Genomic DNA, 19,403 nt, shown 5'->3' with positions numbered 1-19,403 from the left:
TGGACCGTGCTGCCTCACACCTCCCGCGAAGAAGCCCGCGAAGAAGCCCGCGGCCAGGCTCGCGAACAAGCCGGCAACGACGCCCGCGAGGCCCCGGGGACGTCCCGCGACTATGCGGCGTCCCTCGACGCGCGCGACCCGCTGGCCGGGTTCCGCGACCGTTTCCGGCTGCCGCCGGGCGTCGTCTACCTGGACGGCAACTCGCTCGGCGCGCTGCCCGACGACGTGCCCGCCGTGGTCGACGACGTCGTGCACCGCCAGTGGGGCACCGACCTGATCCGGTCGTGGAACACCCACGACTGGTGGAACGCGCCCACCCGGGTCGGCGACGCGATCGCGCCGCTGATCGGCGCGGCGCCCGGGCAGGTCGTGTGCGGCGACTCGACGTCGGTGCACCTGTTCAACGCGCTGGTGGCGGCGCTCCGGGCGCGGTCGGGCCGCGGCGTGCTGCTCGCCGACCCGGACACCTTCCCGACGGACGCCTACCTCGCCGATTCGGCGGCCCGGCTGTGCGGCGCCGAGGTCCGGCGGGTCCCGGCCGCGGAGGCGGCGGAGGTGCTGCGGGCGGAGGGCACCGGGGTGGCGGTCGCCGCGTACAACCACGTGGACTACCGCACGGGCGAGCTGCGCGACGTCGCCGGGATCACCGCGGCCGCGCACGACACCGGGGCGCTGGTGCTGTGGGACGTGTGCCACACGGTCGGCGCGGTCCCGGTGGACGCGGACGCGCTCGACCTGGACTTCGTGGTCGGCTGCACCTACAAGTACCTGTCCGGCGGGCCGGGCTCGCCCGCGTTCCTGTACATCGCCCGGCGGCTCCACGCCGGGTTCGACCCGGCGCTCACCGGCTGGCACGGGCACGCCGACCCGTTCGCGATGGAGCCCGCCTACCGGCCCGCGGACGGCATCGCACGGGCCCGGATCGGGACGCCGCCGCTGCTGAGCATGCTGGCGCTGGAAGCCGCGCTGGGCGTGTTCGGCGAGGCAGGCATCGCCGCGGTGCGCGCCAAGAGCCTGGCCCTGACCGACCTCTTCATCACCTGCGCCGACGAGTTGGGGCTGGAGGTCGCCACGCCGCGGCCGCACGCCCGGCGCGGCAGCCAGGTCGCGGTGCGGCACCCCGAGGCGCACGCGGTCATGGCCGCGCTCGTGGACCGCGGCGTGATCGGGGACGTGCGGCCGCCGGACATCCTGCGGTTCGGGTTCAACGCGCTGTACGTGTCGTTCGCCGACGTCGTGGCCGCCGCCGAGGCGCTCGGCGACGTGCTGGCGTCCGGCGCGCACCGGGATCCGAAGTACACGGTGCGCAACACCGTCACCTGAGCGGGGCCGAACCGGGGCGGGGCGGGCGCGGCCCGGCCCGGCCGCGTGAAACCGGTCACCCGCGCGGACCACCGGCGGTTGGCATGCCGCGGGGTGGTTAGTCTCGACAGTGTGAGCCAGGTGACCCAGCACGACAGCCGCCGCGCGGGCGGCCCCGACTCCGACTGGGAGGGCGTCCGCCTCCACGTCGTCAGCGGCAAGGGCGGGACCGGCAAGACCAGCGTCGCGGCGGCGCTCGCCCTGGCGCTCGCCCACGACGGGCACCGCACGCTGCTGGTCGAGGTCGAGGGGCGGCAAGGCATCGCCCAGTTGTTCGAGACCGCGGAACTCCCCTACGAGGAGCGCAAGATCGCGGTGGCACCGGGCGGCGGCGAGGTGTTCGCGCTCGCCATCGACCCCGAGGAAGCACTCCTCGACTACCTCGACATGTTCTACCACCTGGGCCGCACCGGTAAGGGCCTGAAGAAGCTCGGCGCGATCGACTTCGCCACCACCATCGCGCCCGGCCTACGGGACGTCCTGCTGACCGGCAAGGCGTGCGAAGCGGTGCGCCGCCGGGTCAAGGGCGACAACTCGTGGGTCTACGACGCGGTGGTCATGGACGCGCCGCCGACCGGCCGCATCTCCCGCTTCCTCAACGTCAACACCGAAGTCGCCGGGCTCGCCCGGTTCGGCCCCATCCACGCGCAGGCCGAAGCCGTCATGCGGGTGCTGCGCTCCCCCGAGACGGCGGTCCACCTGGTCACCCTCCTGGAGGAGATGCCCGTCCAGGAGACCGTCGACGGCGTCGCCGAACTCCGCGCCACCGGGCTGCCCGTCGGCGGCGTGGTGGTCAACATGGCGCGGCCGCCGCTCCAGGTCGACGACGAGACCGACACCGGCCGGCGGCTCACCCCCGACCTGCTCGACGCCGGGCTGCGGGCGGCCGGCGTACGCCCCACCAAGACGCTCGTCGCGGCGCTCCTCGCGGAAGCCGACGAGCACGCGGGCCGCATCGTCCTGGAGACCGAGGAACGCCAGACGGTGCGCGCCCTGGGCCTGCCCATGTACGAGCTGCCGCTGCTCGCCGACGGCGTCGACCTCGGCGGGCTCTACCGGCTCGCCGAGGCACTGCGCGAACAGGGGGTCGCATGACCGGCACGGTGAAGTCCCGTCGGACCGGGTTCTCCGCCCGGCAGCTGGAACTCGACCCGCTCATCGACGACCCGGCGACCCGCATCGTCGTGTGCTGCGGCTCCGGCGGCGTCGGCAAGACCACGACCGCCGCCGCGCTCGGCCTGCGCGCCGCCGAACGCGGCCGCGACGTCGTCGTGCTGACGATCGACCCGGCGCGCCGCCTCGCGCAGTCGATGGGGCTGACCGAACTCGACAACACGCCGCGCCGGGTGGGCGGCGTCGACGAGACCAAGGGCGGCAGCCTGCACGCCATGATGCTCGACATGAAGCGCACGTTCGACGAGATCGTCGAACAGCACGCGGACCGCGAGCGCGCCCGGCAGATCCTGGAGAACCCCTTCTACCAGTCGCTGTCGTCCAGCTTCGCGGGCACGCAGGAATACATGGCCATGGAGAAGCTCGGCCAGCTGCACGGCGGCGGGGACTGGGACCTCATCGTCGTCGACACCCCGCCGTCCCGCTCCGCGCTCGACTTCCTCGACGCGCCGCAGCGCCTCGGCTCGTTCCTCGACGGGCGGCTGATCCGCATCCTGTCCGCGCCCGCGAAGGTCGGCGGACGCGGCGCGCTCAAGTTCCTGTCCGCGGGCATGGGGCTGATGACCGGGGCGCTCAACAAGGTCGTCGGGGCGCACCTGCTCACCGACATCCAGACGTTCGTCGCCGCGCTCGACACCACCTTCGGCGGGTTCCGCAAGCGCGCGGACGCCACGTACAAACTGCTCCAGGCCCCCGGCACGGCGTTCCTGGTGGTCGCCGCCCCGGAGAAGGACGCGCTGCGCGAAGCCGCCTACTTCGTGGAACGCCTCGACGCCGAGTCGATGCCGCTCGCCGGACTCGTGCTCAACCGCGTGCACGGCACCGGCGCCGGGCAGCTCTCCGCGGAGCGGAGCATGGCCGCCGCGGAAACGCTGTACGAGCGCGCGTACGACGAAGACACCTACGACGAAGACACCTACGACGACGAGGAACCCGCCGGCGACGCCCCGTCGGCCGACGACCTCCGGCTCGTCGCCGGACTCCTCACCCTGCACGCCGAACGGCTGCGCATGATCGGCCGTGAGGAGCGCGTGCGCACGCGCTTCACGTCGATCCACCCGGACGTGCCGGTGGTCGAAGTGCCGGCGCTGCCGGGCGACGTGCACGACCTCGACGGGCTGCGCAGCATCGGCGGACACCTGGCATGAACGGCATGAACAGCGTGAACAGCATGAACCGCGCGCACAGCCCGAGCAGTCCGAACAAGCCGAACAAGCCGAACAGCCTGACCGGCCGGCCTGCCCGCCGCGGGCATACGCGTACCGTCCGCGGCACCGAGGGCACCGGCGGACGCGGTCGGCCGACGCTCCACCCCGGTCCCCGAGCCGGGGCCTGACTCCCAAGCTCGGCGGACCGGCGGATGGTGCGTGCGATGGTGCTCAGCCGGCGCGTCTGCCGCCACGGTGTGCGGCCGATGTTCCGATGTGACCCGCTATCCGGATATTCCGGGCGGCGGGATGTTGTCCCGGGGAACCGTCAGCCTGCCGCGCGCAGACCGATGCTCTCCGGATAATCCGCATGGATTTCCCGCTCGTATTCTTCTCGCGCGGTCTCCAGGAGCCTGCGCCACGAGGTGACGGTCGGCCGCCGGCGGAGCAGAGCCCGCCTTTCGCGTTCCGTCATCCCTCCCCAGACCCCGAACTCGACCCGATTGTCGAGGGCGTCGGCCAGGCATTCGGTACGCACCGGACATCCGGTGCATACGGCCTTTGCGCGATTCTGGGCCGCCCCCTGCACGAACAGCTCATCCGGATCGCTGGCGCGGCACGCGGCCAGTGCGTTCCAGTCGGTAACCCAGCTCATGCTGGTGCCGTCCTCTCCCGATTCGAGGCTCCCCCTACGGCGGCGACGGGAAATCCCGTTGCCAAGCAGGACGCTACGAAAAGACGGGCCCGCGCAACAGCCCCTACTGGGCGGTCATCCATGACCCGGACGGACTATGCGCGAATATGAGCCCACCCATGCGGGTGAAAACCCTTGCGCGACCTGTGGATTTGCCTCGACACGGCACCCCGGTCCGGTTGCCGGGAACCTCCCGCGTTGGCCCGAATTCACTCGTACGAGTGAACGGGTTGGTGGGAGCTGTCCCCCGGCTGCTGTTACAGACTAGGTGAAGTACCTCCGCCGTGCGGCAAGTTTCGCCACGTAGTCTTTGCCGCATGGCCCCAACCCCCTCCGGCAAGTCCCGCCCTGGCACCTCAGGTCGTGGACCGCTACGCCCCCCGTCGTTCATAGGCTTCACCGGGCGCATCGCGGCGTTCGTCGGCGCGGCTGTTCTGGCGGGCGCGTTGCTCGCGGGCGTCGCCCTGCCGATCGTCGGCGGCCTCGGCTTGGCGGCGAAGGCCGGTGCGGAGAACTTCGACGACTTCCCGAACGAGCTGGAGGCGCCGTTCCTCGCCCAGCCGTCGTACATCTACGACAGCTCGGGGAACACCCTGGCCACGGTCTACGACCGTTACCGCATCATCGTGAACTACGACCAGATCGCCGACGTCATGAAGAAGGCGATCGTGGCGATCGAGGACTCGCGGTTCTACGAGCACGGGCCGATCGACCTCAAGGGCACCCTCCGCGCGCTGGTCAAGAACCAGTCCGGCGGCGAGACGCAGGGCGGGTCGAGCCTCACCCAGCAGTACGTGAAGAACATCTTCGTCGAGCTGGCCGGCGACGACCCCGCCAAGGTCGCGGACGCCACCAAGCAGGAGCTGTCCCGCAAGATCAAGGAGCTCAAGTACGCGATCGGGATGGAGCAGCGGTTCAGCAAGAACGAGATCCTGACCCGCTACCTCAACATCATCCCGTTCGGCCAGCGCGCGTTCGGCATCGAGGCGGCGGCGTACCGCTACTACGGCAAGCACGCCAAGGACCTCACGCTGCCCGAGGCCGCGCTGCTCGCCGGCATCGTCAACGCGCCGACGAAGTACGACCCGATCCGCAACCCGCAGACGGCCAAGGACCGCCGCAACATCGTGCTGCAGCGCATGGTCGAGGTCGGCGCGGCCACCCAGCAGGACGTGGACGCGGCCAAGGCGACCGAGCTGAACCTCAAGGTCCAGCCGCTCACCAACGGCTGCATCGCGGCCAACAACACGAACGGCTCGTCGTTCTTCTGCGACTACGTCAAGAACGTGGTGCGCAACGACCCGGCGTTCGGCAAGACCAAGGAGGAGCGCGACGCGCTCTGGCGCGCGGGCGGTCTGCGGATCAAGACCACGCTCGACCCGAAGATGCAGGAGGCGGCGTACAACGCGGCCACCAAGGGCGTGCTGCAGAAGGAGACCGTCGCCGACGCGGTGGTGATGGTCGAACCGGGCACCGGGCAGATCAAGGCGATGGCGCAGAGCCGGCCGTACGGGTTCGAGGACACCGCCAACGAGACGACGATCAACTACTCGGTCGGGTCGTCGATGGGCGGGTCGGCACTCGGCTTCCAGCCGGGGTCGACCTTCAAGCCGATCACCGCGGCCGCCGCGCTCGAGGCGGGGATCAAGCCCGACTTCAAGGACACGACGACGTCGTCGGTCGTGAAGTTGAGCGACCAGTCCTTCAAGACCTGCACGGGCAGCGTCAAGCCGGCCGAGTGGGACGGCAAGCAGGGCCTCAAGAACGAGTCGGAGTCGGAGTTCGGCACCTTCGACATGCAGTCGGCGATGAAGCTCTCGGTCAACACGTACTTCGTGAAGCTCGAGCAGCAGGTCGGCATCTGCCCGGTCTCCACGATGGCGCAGAGCATGGGCGTCACCCGCGGCGACGGCAAGCCGCTGCAGGAGATCCCGTCGCTGACCCTGGGCTCGGAGACCGTCACCCCGCTGGCGATGGCGAACGCGTACGCGACCTTCGCGGCACGCGGCAAGTACTGCTCCCCGGTCGCCATCACCGAGGTCTCGCGGCTGGACGGCACCAAGATCACCCCGCCGAGCGCCAACTGCCACCAGCTGATCAAGCCCGAGAACGCGGACATAATCAACCAGCTGCTGGCGGGCGTCACGGAAAGCGGCACGGGCAGCAAGGCCGGCCTGAGCGACCGCGACAACGCCGGCAAGACCGGTACCACGGACGAGAAGACCAACGCCTGGTTCGTCGGCTACACCCCGCAGCTGTCCACCGCGGTGTGGGTCGGCAACCCGCTGAAGCCGACCACGATGGAGCCGGACGGCGGCATCGTGATCGGCGGCAAGCGCGTCTACCAAGTCTTCGGCGGCAGCATCCCGGCGCCGATCTGGAAGAACGCCATGACCGCCGCGCTGGCGGGCGCCCAGAAGATCAGCTTCACCGCGCCGCCGGACGGGGCGATCCCGCCGCAGGTCGACCAGCACGCGGCCACGCCGGACCCGGGCAAGCCGGACCAGAACCAGAACAAGCCCGGCGACAACAAGCCCGGCAAGCCCGGGAAGCCGGACAAGCCGACGGACCCGACCACCCCGACCTTCCCGGGATTCCCGGGACTGCCGGGCAACCCGCGGACGCAGGACACGACCACGGGCGGGTGACCCCCGCCCGCGCGCCCGCGGCCAGGCCATAGCCGCGGGCGCGCGGTCGAGCGGAACGGCGAAAGCGCCGGTGGGAGGAATCCCACCGGCGCTTTCTCGTGCGCGGCTCGGCCCGGGTCCTTCGTGGACCTGGAGGCGGCTCGCGCTCGGCTGCCCGGCTGTGCCCGGACGGCATGCGCTCAGCTGCCGAGCTGCCCCTTGATCTCCGCGGCGATGCGGCCGCCCTCCGCGCGGTCGCCGACCTTCGGCCGCACGACCTTCATGACCTGCCCCATCGCCGACGGGCCCGACACGCCCAGCTCGGCGATCGCCGCGGCCACGATGCTCTTCAGCTCGGCGTCGTCGAGCTGCTTCGGCAGGTATTCGGCGAGAATCTCGCCTTCGGCGCGCTCGCGCGCGGCCTGCTCGGGGCGGTTGCCCTGGTCGAACGCCTCGGCGGCCTCACGGCGCTTCTTCGCCTCGCGGACGACGATCTTCAGCACCTCGTCGTCGGACAGCTCCCGGGCCTCCTTGCCCGCGACCTCCTCGTTCGTCACCGCGGTCAGCGTCAGCCGCAGCGTCGAGGAACGCAGCTCGTCCCGCGCGCGGATGGACTCGGTGAGGTCGTTCTGGAGGCGGCTCTTGAAGGTACTCATGCCCCCAGTGTCGCAGCCGCCCCGCAGGACACCTCACGGGTTTTGGGCACAACCGCTTTTCGGGACCGGCGGTGGGGAGGAGCTGCCGTGCAAGGGACGGGCGTCGCGGCCGCACTCGTACACAACCGGAACATCCGGCGGCTCCCTCCTACGGCCCGGCTCTGGAACCATGGGAAGAATGCGAACGAAGTTTGCGCTGCCGCTGGGGATCGCCGCCACCGGGGCCGCCTGCCTGACCTACGCCTCCGCCTACGAAGCCCGGTCGTTCCGGCTGCGGCGCGTCGAGGTGCCCGTTCTCCCGAAAGGCATGCGCCCGCTGCGGGTGCTCCACGTGTCCGACATCCACATGGTGTCGGGCCAGCGCAAGAAGCAGGACTGGCTGCGCCGACTCGCCGCGCTTCGTCCGGACTTCGTGCTGAACACCGGTGACAACCTGTCCGACCCGGAAGCCGTCCCGGAGACCCTCGACGCGCTGGCGCCGCTGATGGAGCTGCCCGGCGCGTACGTCTTCGGCTCGAACGACTACTTCGGCCCCCGCCGCAAGGACCCCACCGGCTACCTCCGCCGCGACGACGGCACCCGCACCCACGGCCCCGAGAACCCGTGGACGGAACTCCGCGACGGCTTCGACCAGGTCGGCTGGGAGAACCTCAACAACGCCCGCGGCCGCCTCAAGCTCGACGGCTGCGACATCGAACTCGTCGGCCTCGACGACCCGCACATCGACCGCGACCGCTACGAACTCGTCGCCGGCGGCCCCGACCACGCGGCGGACCTGTCCCTCGCCGTCGTCCACGCCCCCTACCTGCGCGCCCTGGACGCCTTCACCGCCGAGGGCTACCCCCTCGTCATCGCCGGCCACACCCACGGCGGCCAGGTCTGCGTCCCCTTCTACGGCGCCCTCGCCACCAACTGCGACCTCGACCGCAAACGCGCCAAGGGCCTCTCGCGCTACGCGTCGGGCGGCAACGAGACCTACCTCCACGTGTCGGCGGGCTGCGGAACGTCGCGGTACGCACGCTTCCGCTTCGCCTGCCCACCCGAGGCGACGCTGATGACGCTGACGGCGGGGTAAGGCGGAGGCAGTCCGGCTCCGGCGGGTCCGGGGCGGGCTGGCGGGGAGCGCCACCGCCGGTCGGCGGGGAAAGGGTGTGACGTGCGCTACTCGGCCCGCCTCCGGCCGTTCGAGCGACTCTTCCGCCCACCCCGTCGCCTGCCGCTCCCCTCGCCCTGACCTGCACGTTCCCGTCCTCCTAAACCGGATTTCGCCTGAGCCCCCGGGTCCGCTAAGCTAAACGCGCATCAAACGGGGTGTGGCGCAGCTTGGTAGCGCGCTTCGTTCGGGACGAAGAGGTCGTGGGTTCAAATCCCGCCACCCCGACGTGAGATGTACGAGTGAGGCCCTGATCCGCGGAAGCGGGTCAGGGCCTCACTCATGTCACGAGCCGTGCGCAGGGTCGAGGGCAGCAGGCGCCCTCTCGTGCCGGCCGCGTGACGCCCCTCAGCCGAGGCCCAGGGCGGCGTCCGCGTCTTCTCCCTCCCAACCTCGCGTCGTACGCCAGACCACGTGCACACCCAGCACGTCTCGCACGGCGTCCGCGCTCCAGTCCTCCTTGGGAGATTCGGCAAGAACCAGGTAGAGACGGGCTGTGGCCTGCGGAAGAAGGCTTCGCACCTCGTGCAGCCGCACGGCACCGGCGCGCAGGTCCGCATATCCCGTACGTCCTGTACCGAGTACTTCGTAGACGACCGTGCCCTGGGCACTCTCCAGGCCGACGTCCAGGACAGGGGAGTCGAACGGGCGCATCCCGGAGCGGAGCAGGGCAGCCTGCAACTCGTGGCGTACCGCTTCGTGCACGTTGCAGTTACGGTCCGCGGCCACCGCGGCCGTGAGGTCGTGAAGCAGCGCTTCGCGCCAATTTTCCGGCGCTGCATCCGGGTTCACCAGGTCGGGTCGACCCGTTGACGGCTTCAGTTGAATCTCCTCAGATGAACGTCCTTCGGACGGCGGTGCGACGTTCGAAGGGCTCTCGGATCCGGGCTCGCGCACGGGTTGGCGCGGTGTTCCGTCCAACGCCGCGGCTCCCTCGGCGTTGACGGCGGTGAGTGAGCTGCCCTCGACGCTGCCGCTTCGAGATCCGGCCTGCTCATGGCTCCGCAAATGCTGTCCCGCGATATGGAAGGCGGTGCTCCACGCCTCCCATCGGGGATCGATCCGGAGCCGGTGCGCAATTTCGGGATCACCTGACATCACCCAGCTCCGCGCGGCCTGGGTGAGGGCAACCAAATCCTTCAGCCGGGTTGTGTCCGGCTGTCCGAGGAGCCGCCAAACGGTGAGCCAATCGGGCTGGTCCCGGCTCAGACAGCGGTTGGCCAGCCCCCGCAGCTCGGACAGCCTCGCGGCGGAGTCGGCAGAGTCGACGGTGCGTCCGGCGGCAAGCTCGCCGAGCAGGGATAGCGCGCCCGCGTAGCGCTTCACTGTGCCCGGCGCGATCGGCCGACGTCCGAAGTCGCTCGCGCTCACCATGCTGACGTGGGCTTCTTGCCGGACGATCCAGCAGTCCAGTTCGCTGCCCACCTGAGGCGGCGGTGTCCCGTGCCTCACGACGAGCAGCAGGGGACGATCCATCGCTGGTGACACGCTTCGAACTCTGCGATGCGACCCGGTGCCCCCGTCCAAGACCCGCACGCGCACGCTGTCGCCGACCCCAGGCGACACCGCCGCGGGCGGGCTGTCCGTCCCCACGTCGTGGGCGGCAAGCGGCTCGGGCAGTGGTGCCGCGTGCACGATGGTGAGTGTCTGCGTACTGCGGGTGAGAGCCACGTACAGCAGCCGCAACCCGACCTGTTCGTCCGCGGCGACAGCCGCCGGTTCCAGAAGTACGACGTGGTCGAACTCCATTCCCTTGGCGTGCGAAGCCGCGAGCACCGATACCGACTGGCGTGCCTCCGGAGTCATGTCTCCGGCGGCGTCCAACCGACTGCGGAACGCGTCCGGCAGCGGCGAGTCGTCGGGCCCGATCACCGCGATCGATCGGAACGTACGATCGTCGGTACCGATCAGTCGGCGGACCCGTGCGAGAGCCACGTCCGGCAACGTGTCGACGTCGGCCGCGGTCGACCGCACCGCGTCTCCGTCTACGCGGCGAACCGCTGTGGGGAAAGGCAGTTCGGGCCCGATAGCACGCGCGACGGGCGCCACGTACGCCATGATCTGTTCCGGCACCCGGTAGCTGACGCCCAGCTCCGCGATGCGCCATGCCTCTCCGGTGCCGGAGAGCAACCTGGCAAGCCTGTCCCAGTCGGCGTATGTGTGGGGGCCGGTTGCCTGCGTCAGGTCACCGAGCACGGTCATCGATCCGGTGGGGCACCGCTTACTCAACGAGCGTGCCTGCATCGGCGTCAGATCCTGCGCCTCGTCGACGACGATGTGCCGGTGGCGCGGCGGGGTATCTCCCGCGATGAGGTGCCGAAGCTCTTCGAGGCACACCAGGTCGTCGAGCGTCCACGGCTCGTCCGCCGCGGACTTGGCACGCGGCCGACGCAGCGCGGCCTGCTCCGCGTCTTCGAGAATGCCCGCTGCGCATTCCCTCAGCCGGTCGGTGGAGTTCAGCAGACTGCGCAGCGCTTCCTCGGGGCTGAGGGCGGGCCACACCCGTTCGACAAGAGCAATGACCTGCCGGTGGCGCTCCAGGTCCGCCCTGAGCGTGCTGTCCCGCCGCCGGCCCGGGGTCGCGTCGGCGGCGGCACGAAGAAGCGCGTCTACGAGGCGGCTGCGGAACCGCAGCCGCTTTACCCGATACGCACCCGCTTCGTCGCGAGTCTCGCGTGCGAGATCGAGGACCTCCGAGCGCCGCAGCCGCAAGTACTTGCTGCCGATGCCGACGGCAAAGGACGGCTCGTCGGACTCACGGAAGGCTTCCTCCAGAAGCCCGTCGACCGCCTCTGGCCGGCACTCCGCCTCGACGCGGCGGCGCAGCACTTCGGCCATCCGTTCGTCCGACTTGACGCGTCGCGCCTCTCGGGAGTCGGTGCCCCGCACCTCGCCGTCCCACAGACGTTCGAGCTGGACCGACGTGACATTCCGGGTGCCGAGGGCCGGCAGCACACTCCCGACGTAGTCGAGGAAGCGCCGGTGCGGGCCGACGACGAGGATCTCCTGAGGAGGGAAGTGTCCGTTGTCCACCAGCCAAGTGACGCGGTGCAGGCCCACCGCGGACTTGCCGGTACCCGGCCCGCCTTGCACGACGAGAACACCCGTCGGGTCGTCGGTGACCAGGGCCATCTGGTCGCGGCGGATCGTTTCGACAATGTCGCGCATGCGTCCGCTGCGGGAGCGGTGGAGTTCGCGCAGGAGGTATTCGTCCACCTGGCGCGGCTTCTTCCGCGCCTGCCGCCCGACATCGCGCGGTGACGGCACGCGTGCCCGCTCCGGACCGAGAGACGCAGTCTCTTCCGGGCCTGTGCCCACCCCGGAAGCATCGCCGCGGTCGTCCGCGCGACTGCCCGTCGGATCCTCGGCCCAGTCCTCCTGCTCCGCCCGTTCGCCTCTCCTGGCGACCGCTGCGGGCGTGTCCAGGACGATCTCGTCGAAGTAGTCCTCGACGAGTCGTTCGGTGCACCGCAATTGCCTCCGCAGGCGCACGTCGCCCGGCGACTCGGGCAGGGCACTGCGCCAGGCGGCGGCGGTCGGGTCGGTCCACGAGACGACGACGATGTCGCCGTTCGCGTCGCGAACCAGCCGTCGTCCGATGTACCAGGTTTCGGGCTGTGCGTTCGACTCGTGGACGTCGACGCGGCTGATCACCAGCGCCTCGCCGTCCAGCCCGCCGTATGCCTCGACCCGGGCTTCTGCGGCACGGCGCACCGCGACGCTGTCCTTGCCGCTCGCGGACGCCGCCGCGGCGGCATCCGGGCCCATGTCCGCCAGAGCCGATTCGTAGCAGGCGTAAGCGTGGTCTACCGCTTCCTGCTCGGCGGCGATGACCGCGCCCCGAGATGTGGTGGTCACGGGAGGTCCCCTTCCGCCGGCCCGGCCCCGGTGCGGGCCGGAGCCCACACACACCCCCGAGTGATAACACAGGTTCGTTGGCGGACGCGCGGCTATCGTCCAAACGGTCGAGCACCGAATCGATTTCGGCCCGCCAATGGGACAACTGCTCCTTGGTCGGCCCGAGTTCGTACCGGTGGTAGTGGCACGCGAGGCACATCGAAGCCGACAGGGCTTTCGCACGGCGGGCCGTCTCGGCCTCCACGGCGGACCGCAGCGTGAACGCGGCGTCGCGGTACCGCGTGGTGGCCGGCCGACTGGCAGGCCCATGAAGCTCCCCCACTCCCCCGCGGCCCCCGCCGCCCAAGGGCGTTGTCGGCCGTCGTGTGCCGGTCAGCCGCCCTGACCCGCGCTGCCGATGGGGCCGACCTTGACCGGGGTGCCGGCGCTTTCGGTGACGGGCAGGCTGGCGCCGCCCGGCCACGGGAGGGTGACGCTCTTCGTCTCGTCGGGCGGGGTCACCACGAGCCCGGTGATGCGGACGCCGGAGCCGCCGGTGTCGTTGACCGGGTAGAAGATGCCGAAGGAGACCGACTCGCCGCTCTTGAGGGTGCCCTGGACGACAGGGTCGCCGTTGCGCACCGCGGACAGCGTGCCTGCGTTGGTCTTCAGGTCGACGCCCGCGTAGCCGGATATCGCGCAGGTCCGGCTGCCGGTGTTCTTCAGCGTGACCGCGACGGTGCCTTCCCTGTCGTCGGAGATGGTGCTGTCCATGGCGGTGATCTTCAGCTCGTCGGTGCGGCACTTCGCGTTCTTGCCGCTGCCGGAATCCGCACCGGAACCCGAGCCTGAACCCGAGCCGGAGCCGGAGCCGGAGCCGGCCGCCGCACCCTGGCCGCCCGAGCTGTTCCCCGCCGAGGACTTGCCTGCGGAGTCCTTGCCGCTTCCCTGGTTGCTCACCTGATTGCCGCTCTGGTTCCCGCCCTGGTTGCCGCCGGCGGACGAGGAACCGGCCGCGGCTGCCCCCTGGCCTGCCGATGCGTTGGAGGAACTTCCCTGTGCGGCGCCCGAGTCGGAGTTCTGGCACGCGGTCGTCAGCATCGCGCCGCCGAGGACGGCGGCGGAGAGGAGGAGTGCCTTGCGACGGTTGCCGAACATGAAAAGCCCCTTGGTAGCGCACGGTTGGGGCCTGAACTTTCCCGGCCCCTCGGTCCTTGCCTGATCACTATGAACCGGCCGCCGACCGCGGGGATACGGGCGTCGTCGACCCACGACAGCGCTGTCACCATCCGGTGACACGGTCACACGGAAGGAACAAACGGAAGTCAGGGAGCGCCTGTTGGTGCTGCGCGCATCGGCTGACGGGCCCGACCTGGCGTCGCGGTGTTCTACGTTGAACCCCACCAAGCCGGGGAGGTGCGATGGCTCGGGAGCGCCGGGGCTGGGATCCGGCGGCCCTCCGCAAGGCGCGTGAGGCACTGGGGCTGACGGCGGAGGATGCCGCGCGCGAACTGCGCGGCATTGCCCGGCGGCACCACTGGGACCTGGCGGCGGACGCCCCGACGTTGGCGGCCCACGAGGTCGGCGCGGCGTACCCGAATCCGCATGAGCGGCGGGCCTACTGCCTGCTCTACCAGTCGGACGAATCCCGGCTGGGGTGGCGGAATCCGGTGCCGGGGGACACCCCGCCGGCGGCCGAACCGCATCCGCCGGGCTCGTCGGCGGACGTCGGCGAGCAGGCAGTCGGCTCCGTGCTGGCGGTGGTCGCGCCGGGCGTGCCCGAGGTGTCCGCCGCCGATTTCCGTAACGACGTGGTCGGCGCATGGCGGCGGCGTCGTGGTGCGGGTCTCTCCCGGCGTCGGACGACGCTGACCCTGGTGGGCGGGTACGCCGGGTCCGGGAAGTCGGAACTCGCCCGGTTCCTCGGGATGGTCACCGCGTGGGCCGTCCTCGACAAGGACACCCTCACCCGGCCGATGGTCGAGCAACTCCTGCGGGCTTACGGCGCGGACCCGGACGATCGGCATTCGGAGCTGTACACCGAGCACGTGCGGCCCTACGAGTACCGGTGCCTGATGGACACCGCCTGGGACAACCTCCGCTGCGGCGTCTCGGTGATCCTGGACGCGCCCTTCGTCGGGCAGTTCTCGAACCCGGAGTGGATGCGCGGACTCACCGACCGGTGCGCGGCCGAGCACGTCACGCTGCACAGCGTCTGGGTAGCCTCCGACCCGGCGTCGATGCGGGAGCACATCGAGTTCCGCGGGACTCCGCGCGATGCCGGGAAGCTGCGGAACTGGGACACCTACGCCGCCGGCCTGGACCCGGAGATGCGGCCTGTGACACCGCACTTCGTCGTCGACAACCGCCACGGCACGGCGGTCGCCCTCGCCGATCGCGCCCGGGAGGCCATCGTGCGCGGCGGGAATCGGTGACGCAGGGAAATCGGTGACGCAAGGGAATCGGCCGCACCGTTCCGCTCCGGCGCCCGGGAGAGTCCCGCGCCGGGTTCGCGCTGCGACGACCGCGTGACCGCGGTCCTCCGCCGCCCGGCACCGCTCCCCCGATTTGGTATACCAGAGGGGAGAGAAGTGTCCCGGCCGATGCGCCGGACCGTGAGCGAGAGCAGGCCGGCCATGCCCCACCCCAGTACCGTCACCGTGTTCCGCGACGTCCGCCCGGCGGGCGGTGCGCCCGTCGAACTGGTGGTCGTCGACGGGGTGTTCGCGGACAGCATGCCGGTGGGCGCGGTCGCCGAGGTGGTGGACGGCCGGGGCATGATCGCGCTGCCGACGCTGGTCGACGCGCACATCCATCCGGACAAGACGGCCTGGGGGGAGCCCTGGTACAGCCGCCGCCCGGCCTCCGGCCTCGCCGAGTACGTGCAAGGCGACGTCGACCTGTACCGCTCGCAGGAGACGCCAGTCGGCGAGCGCGCTCTGCGGCTCCTGTCCCACGCGGCCGCGCAAGGCACCCGCGCGGTGCGGGCGCATGTGGACGTCGCCCCGGCCTACGGCCTCGGTCCGCTCGACGGTGTCGCCGCTGCCCGCGAGGCCCTGCTCGGCGTGCTGGACGTGCAGATCGTCGCCTTCCCGCAGCACGGCCTCCAGCGCACCCCCGGCACGGCCGCGCTGTTGGAGGAAGCGGTGCGCGCGGGCCTGGCGGACGCCGTCGGCGGTCTCGACCCGGCGGGCTTCGACGGGGACCAGCAGGGGCAACTCGACACCGTCTTCGGGATCGCCGAGCGCTACGGCACCGGCGTGGACATCCACATCCACGACACCGGCGAGACCGGCCTGGCCCCGCTGTACGACATCTGCGCCCGCACCCGCGCGCTCGGCCTGGCCGGCCGGGTGACGGTCAGCCACGCCTTCTGCCTGGCCGCCCTCGGCGAACGCGAACTCGATGAAGCCGCAGGCACGTTGGCGGACGCCGGGGTGTCGCTGACCACCGCGGCGCTGGGCGAGTCGACGGTGCTGCCGTTCCGCGAACTCGCGGCGCGGGGCGTGCTCGTGGGCCTGGGTTCGGACGGCGTGCGGGACTCGTGGAGCCCGTTCGGCAACGCCGACATGCTGCACCGGGCGCATCTGCTCGGCTGGGCTGTCGACGCGCGGCTCGACGAGGAGCTGGAAGCGTGCCTGGCATTGGCGGCGGACGGCGGGGCGGTGCTGGTCGGGCTGCCGCGCGTCGACTTCACGCCCGGCTCCCCCGCGGACTTCATGCTGGTCGAGGGCGAGTGTGTGCCGCAGGTGGTGGTGGATCTGCCCGAGCGCCGGATGGTCGTCCGCGGCGGCCGGGTCGTCGCGCGCCACGGCAAGCTCGGGTAGCTGCCGCGGGTCTACGGCAACGGGCCGGTCCCGCGGCGGGAATCCGCCGCGGGACCGGCCCGTGCTGCCGTGCTCCCCCGGTTCAGTCGCGTTCCACGTCCACCTCGGTGAGCCGCGCGTAGCGGGCCGGGTCGCGCCGCCGGATCCGCAGGGCCACGAGCACGCCGGCCACCGCCACGACGGGCAGCGGCACGAGCAGCACGGTGTTGACCGTGCCGGTCTTGCCGGTGAGCAGGTCGAAGTGCAGCACCGCGAGCACGCTCAGCACCACGAGTCCGAGGCACGAGATCAGCGGCGCCCACACCACGCGGAACGCGGACATCCCGCGTCGGTCGCGACGGAAGAACGCCCACACCGCGAGCGCGGCGAGCGCCTGCATGACCATGACGCCCAGGACGCCGACGCTGTTGCTCCAGAGGAACACCTCGGCGTACGGGTCCGCCGCGAGCAGCACGCCCACCGCGATGAGCAGCACGTTGAAGCCGCTCTGCGCGAGGACCGCGGCACCGGGCGAGCCGTGCTTGCCGGACACCCGGCCGAGGGACCGCGGCAGCAGGCCTTCGCGGCCGAGTGCGTACATGTACCGCGCGCCGGCGTTGTGGAACGCGAGCGTCGAGGCGAACGCGCTGACGATGATGAGTACTTCCATGCTGTCCGCGAGCCACGTGCCGACGTGCGCGCCGGCCGCGTTGAACGTCAGGTCGGGCCCGTCGGCGGCCTGCGCGAGCGCGACGGCCTGGTCGGTACCGTAGGCGCCCATGATCATCCACACGCCCAGGGCGTAGAACACCGCCAGGAAGCCGATGGCGACGAAGGTCGCGCGCGGCACCGTGCGGCGCGGCTCCTTGGCCTCCTCCGCGTAGATCGCGGTCGCCTCGAAGCCCGTGAACGCACCGATGACCAGGACGAACATGCTCGCGATGCCGCCGTGCGTGAGCGTCCCCGGGTCGAACGAGCCGAGGTCGAAGGCCGCGCCGCCGCGGTCCTTGAGGATGCCGAACTCCATGAGCACCAGCGACAGCACTTCGAGGACGAGCGCGACCCCGAGGACCTTGGCGCTCAGTGTGACGCGCAGCCAGCCGAGCACGCCGGTGGCGGCGATGCACACGCCCGCGAGCACCCACCACGGGATGTCGGTGCCCGCACGCTCGTTCAGGTAGTTCGCGCCGAAGTAGCCGAAGGCGGCGGCTACACCGGGGGTGATCAGGTTGTACGCGACGACGGCGACGTAGGCCGTGGCCACGCCCAGTGTCCGGCCCAGGCCGCGCGCCACGTAGGCGTAGAACGCGCCCGCGTTGCGGACGTACATGCTCATCGCGGTGAACCCGGCGGCGAACAGCGCGAGGAGCACGCCGGACACCAGGTAGCCCAGGGGCGTCCCGGCACCGCCGACGCCGATCGCGAACGGTGCGACACCGGCCAGCACGGTGAGCGGCGCGGCCGCCGCGACGACGAAGAAGACCAGGTCGGCGGTGCCTATCTGGCCGCTCGCCAGCTTGCGGCCGGCGGACTCGGGGTCACCGGACACCGCCTTCTCGGGCGGTGCGGACGGCGGAGCGGGGGTGGTCATGGCAGGGACCTCCGGGGGGGCGGAGCGGCAGTGCGCGTGGGAAGGGGGGTACGTCAGCCGCGGTGCGGCGGGCGGTGGTCCGCGACGACGCGGCCGCCGTGCAGGACGAGCAGGCGCGGCGGGTGTCCGGCGACGGCTTCTGGGACGGACGCGGCGTCGACCACGACCAAGTCGGCGCGGGCGCCTTCGGCCAGGCCGTAGCCGGTGAGGCCGAGGACGGCAGCGGCGTTGCCGGTGGCGAGGGAGGCGGCGTAGCGCAGGTCGTCGTCGGTCATGAGGTCGCCCTGCAGGCCGATGATCGTGGAACGTTCGAGCATGTCGCCGGTGCCGTAGGGCCACCACGCGTCGCGGATGTTGTCCGAGCCGGCGAAGACCCGCACGCCCAGGTCGCGCAGCCGCAGCACGGGCGGCATGGTCCCGGCCGGGCCGTTCGTCATGATCGCGACCCCGGCCGCGGCCAGGGGCTCGGCGGTGCGCGCCACTTCGGCGTCGTCGACCTGGCCGAGCGCGTACGCGTGGCTGACCGCGACGCGGCCGCCGAGGCCGAGCGCGGCGGTGCGCCGGGCGATTTCGCGCAGCTGCCCGGTGCCGGTCGTGCCGCCGTCGTGCAGGTGGATGTCGATGCCCGCGCCGTGCCGCTCGGCGAGGCCGAAGACGACGTCGAGTTGTCCGGCGACGTCGCCGTCGAACCCGGCCGGGTCGAGGCCGCCGATCAGCTCGGCGCCCTCGCGCAGCGCGGCGTCCAGCAGGTCGGCGACGCCCGGCGCGGTCACCACGCCGCTCTGCGGGAAGGCGACGAGCTGGATGCCGAGGAAGTCGCGGCAGGCCTCGCGCACGGCGAGGAGCGCGTGCAGGCCGTCGAGGCCGACGTCCGGGTCGATGTCGACGTGCGAGCGCACGTGCCCGGTGCCGAGCGCGGACATGCGGCGGGCCAGCGTCATGGCGCGTTCCTCGACCGGGACCGGGATCCGGCGGCGCAGCTCCCGCTCCGCGGCGATCTGGGTACGCAGGTCGGCGACGGGCAGGTGCGGCTGCCACGGGGAGCCGAGGAACGTCTTGTCCAGGTGCGCGTGGCCGTCGACGAACGCCGGCATGAGCAGCGCGCCGGCCAGGTCGACCGCGTCGGCGGGCGGCTGGGCGGGCTGGGCGGGTCCCGTGGGGTCGGTGGGGTCGGTGGGGTCGGTGGGCTCGGCGGCGGCCCGGATCTCCGTGATCACGCCGTCGGCGAGGCATACGTCGGCGCGGGTGCCGTCGGGCAGTGTCGCGTTGCGCAACACGGACGGTTCGTACGGCGTCGGCATGGCTCTCCTCGGGGCGGTGGCGGGGCGATTGCGGGCCGCATGGCGGCTGCGGCGG

Annotated in this window: 13 protein-coding genes and 1 tRNA gene; 8 read left to right on the top strand and 6 right to left on the bottom strand. The window is 71.5% G+C overall.

The window, feature by feature from the left end:
• Positions 1–6 precede the first annotated feature (6 nt).
• From kynU to bagB, 3 genes are all read left to right on the top strand, one after another.
• On the top strand, positions 7–1,323 hold the full coding sequence (gene kynU / locus ACPA54_RS37295; RefSeq protein ID WP_423536752.1) for a kynureninase: 1,317 nt from the start codon (positions 7–9) through the stop codon (positions 1,321–1,323).
• 120 nt (positions 1,324–1,443) lie between these two features.
• Positions 1,444–2,457, top strand: a complete 1,014-nt coding sequence (bagA, locus tag ACPA54_RS37290) for an ATPase BagA (protein WP_345678177.1) — start codon at positions 1,444–1,446, stop codon at positions 2,455–2,457.
• Positions 2,454–3,683: an ATPase BagB gene (bagB, locus tag ACPA54_RS37285; protein ID WP_423536751.1), complete on the top strand. Its 1,230-nt coding sequence runs from the start codon at positions 2,454–2,456 to the stop codon at positions 3,681–3,683. Before bagA ends, bagB begins: the two co-directional genes overlap by 4 nt.
• Before the next feature lie 328 nt (positions 3,684–4,011).
• Here bagB and ACPA54_RS37280 read toward each other — a convergent pair whose 3' ends face one another.
• Positions 4,012–4,338: a WhiB family transcriptional regulator gene (locus ACPA54_RS37280; protein WP_345678137.1), complete on the bottom strand. Its 327-nt coding sequence runs from the start codon at positions 4,336–4,338 to the stop codon at positions 4,012–4,014.
• Positions 4,339–4,694: 356 nt separating this feature from the next.
• Between ACPA54_RS37280 and ACPA54_RS37275 the strand changes: the two genes are divergently transcribed.
• On the top strand, positions 4,695–7,025 hold the full coding sequence (locus ACPA54_RS37275) for a transglycosylase domain-containing protein (protein ID WP_423536749.1): 2,331 nt from the start codon (positions 4,695–4,697) through the stop codon (positions 7,023–7,025).
• A 179-nt stretch (positions 7,026–7,204) separates the two neighbouring features.
• Here ACPA54_RS37275 and ACPA54_RS37270 read toward each other — a convergent pair whose 3' ends face one another.
• Positions 7,205–7,660 carry a GatB/YqeY domain-containing protein gene (locus tag ACPA54_RS37270; protein WP_423536747.1) on the bottom strand — a complete coding sequence of 152 codons (456 nt, stop codon included), beginning with the start codon at positions 7,658–7,660 and terminating at the stop codon, positions 7,205–7,207.
• A 178-nt stretch (positions 7,661–7,838) separates the two neighbouring features.
• Here ACPA54_RS37270 and ACPA54_RS37265 point away from each other — a divergent pair, with 178 nt between their 5' ends.
• Entirely contained in the window at positions 7,839–8,735 is an 897-nt protein-coding gene (locus ACPA54_RS37265) for a metallophosphoesterase (protein ID WP_423536745.1), read from the top strand.
• Between the two features lie 232 nt (positions 8,736–8,967).
• Positions 8,968–9,041 (top strand) — tRNA-Pro (locus tag ACPA54_RS37260).
• A gap of 120 nt (positions 9,042–9,161) precedes the next feature.
• Here ACPA54_RS37260 and ACPA54_RS37255 read toward each other — a convergent pair.
• Positions 9,162–12,671: a HelD family protein gene (locus ACPA54_RS37255; protein ID WP_423536743.1), complete on the bottom strand. Its 3,510-nt coding sequence runs from the start codon at positions 12,669–12,671 to the stop codon at positions 9,162–9,164.
• A gap of 372 nt (positions 12,672–13,043) precedes the next feature.
• Complete coding sequence (locus ACPA54_RS37250) at positions 13,044–13,808, bottom strand: DUF4232 domain-containing protein (protein WP_423536741.1); 765 nt, start codon at positions 13,806–13,808, stop codon at positions 13,044–13,046.
• 263 nt (positions 13,809–14,071) lie between these two features.
• On the opposite strand from ACPA54_RS37250, the gene ACPA54_RS37245 reads away from it, so the two are divergent.
• Both ACPA54_RS37245 and ACPA54_RS37240 read left to right on the top strand, forming a co-directional pair.
• Positions 14,072–15,085 (top strand): P-loop nucleotide/nucleoside kinase family protein, encoded by a 1,014-nt coding sequence (locus tag ACPA54_RS37245; protein WP_423536740.1) that lies wholly within the window; start codon positions 14,072–14,074, stop codon positions 15,083–15,085.
• A 168-nt stretch (positions 15,086–15,253) separates the two neighbouring features.
• Positions 15,254–16,477 carry an amidohydrolase family protein gene (locus tag ACPA54_RS37240; RefSeq protein ID WP_423536738.1) on the top strand — a complete coding sequence of 408 codons (1,224 nt, stop codon included), beginning with the start codon at positions 15,254–15,256 and terminating at the stop codon, positions 16,475–16,477.
• 82 nt (positions 16,478–16,559) lie between these two features.
• Here the strand turns inward: ACPA54_RS37240 and ACPA54_RS37235 are convergent, their stop codons facing one another.
• Both ACPA54_RS37235 and ACPA54_RS37230 read right to left on the bottom strand, forming a co-directional pair.
• Positions 16,560–18,047, bottom strand: coding sequence for an APC family permease (locus tag ACPA54_RS37235; RefSeq protein WP_423536736.1), 1,488 nt, complete (start codon positions 18,045–18,047; stop codon positions 16,560–16,562).
• Positions 18,048–18,100: 53 nt separating this feature from the next.
• Complete coding sequence (locus ACPA54_RS37230) at positions 18,101–19,348, bottom strand: amidohydrolase family protein (protein WP_423536734.1); 1,248 nt, start codon at positions 19,346–19,348, stop codon at positions 18,101–18,103.
• Positions 19,349–19,403: the final 55 nt, after the last annotated feature.

It is taken from the genome of Uniformispora flossi, from assembly GCF_049534875.1.
Lineage (GTDB): Bacteria > Actinomycetota > Actinomycetes > Streptomycetales > Streptomycetaceae > Yinghuangia > Yinghuangia aomiensis.
This window is presented reverse-complemented; position numbering and strand designations above follow the sequence as displayed.

Coding starts and splice junctions, on each gene's coding strand:
- ACPA54_RS37280 (WP_345678137.1), bottom strand. CDS start 4,338: ATGAGCTGGGTTACCGACTGGAACGCACTGGCCGCGTGCCGCGCCAGC.
- ACPA54_RS37250 (WP_423536741.1), bottom strand. CDS start 13,808: ATGTTCGGCAACCGTCGCAAGGCACTCCTCCTCTCCGCCGCCGTCCTC.
- bagB (WP_423536751.1), top strand. CDS start 2,454: ATGACCGGCACGGTGAAGTCCCGTCGGACCGGGTTCTCCGCCCGGCAG.
- ACPA54_RS37245 (WP_423536740.1), top strand. CDS start 14,072: ATGGCTCGGGAGCGCCGGGGCTGGGATCCGGCGGCCCTCCGCAAGGCG.
- ACPA54_RS37270 (WP_423536747.1), bottom strand. CDS start 7,660: ATGAGTACCTTCAAGAGCCGCCTCCAGAACGACCTCACCGAGTCCATC.
- ACPA54_RS37235 (WP_423536736.1), bottom strand. CDS start 18,047: ATGACCACCCCCGCTCCGCCGTCCGCACCGCCCGAGAAGGCGGTGTCC.
- ACPA54_RS37275 (WP_423536749.1), top strand. CDS start 4,695: ATGGCCCCAACCCCCTCCGGCAAGTCCCGCCCTGGCACCTCAGGTCGT.
- ACPA54_RS37230 (WP_423536734.1), bottom strand. CDS start 19,348: ATGCCGACGCCGTACGAACCGTCCGTGTTGCGCAACGCGACACTGCCC.
- ACPA54_RS37265 (WP_423536745.1), top strand. CDS start 7,839: ATGCGAACGAAGTTTGCGCTGCCGCTGGGGATCGCCGCCACCGGGGCC.
- ACPA54_RS37240 (WP_423536738.1), top strand. CDS start 15,254: ATGCGCCGGACCGTGAGCGAGAGCAGGCCGGCCATGCCCCACCCCAGT.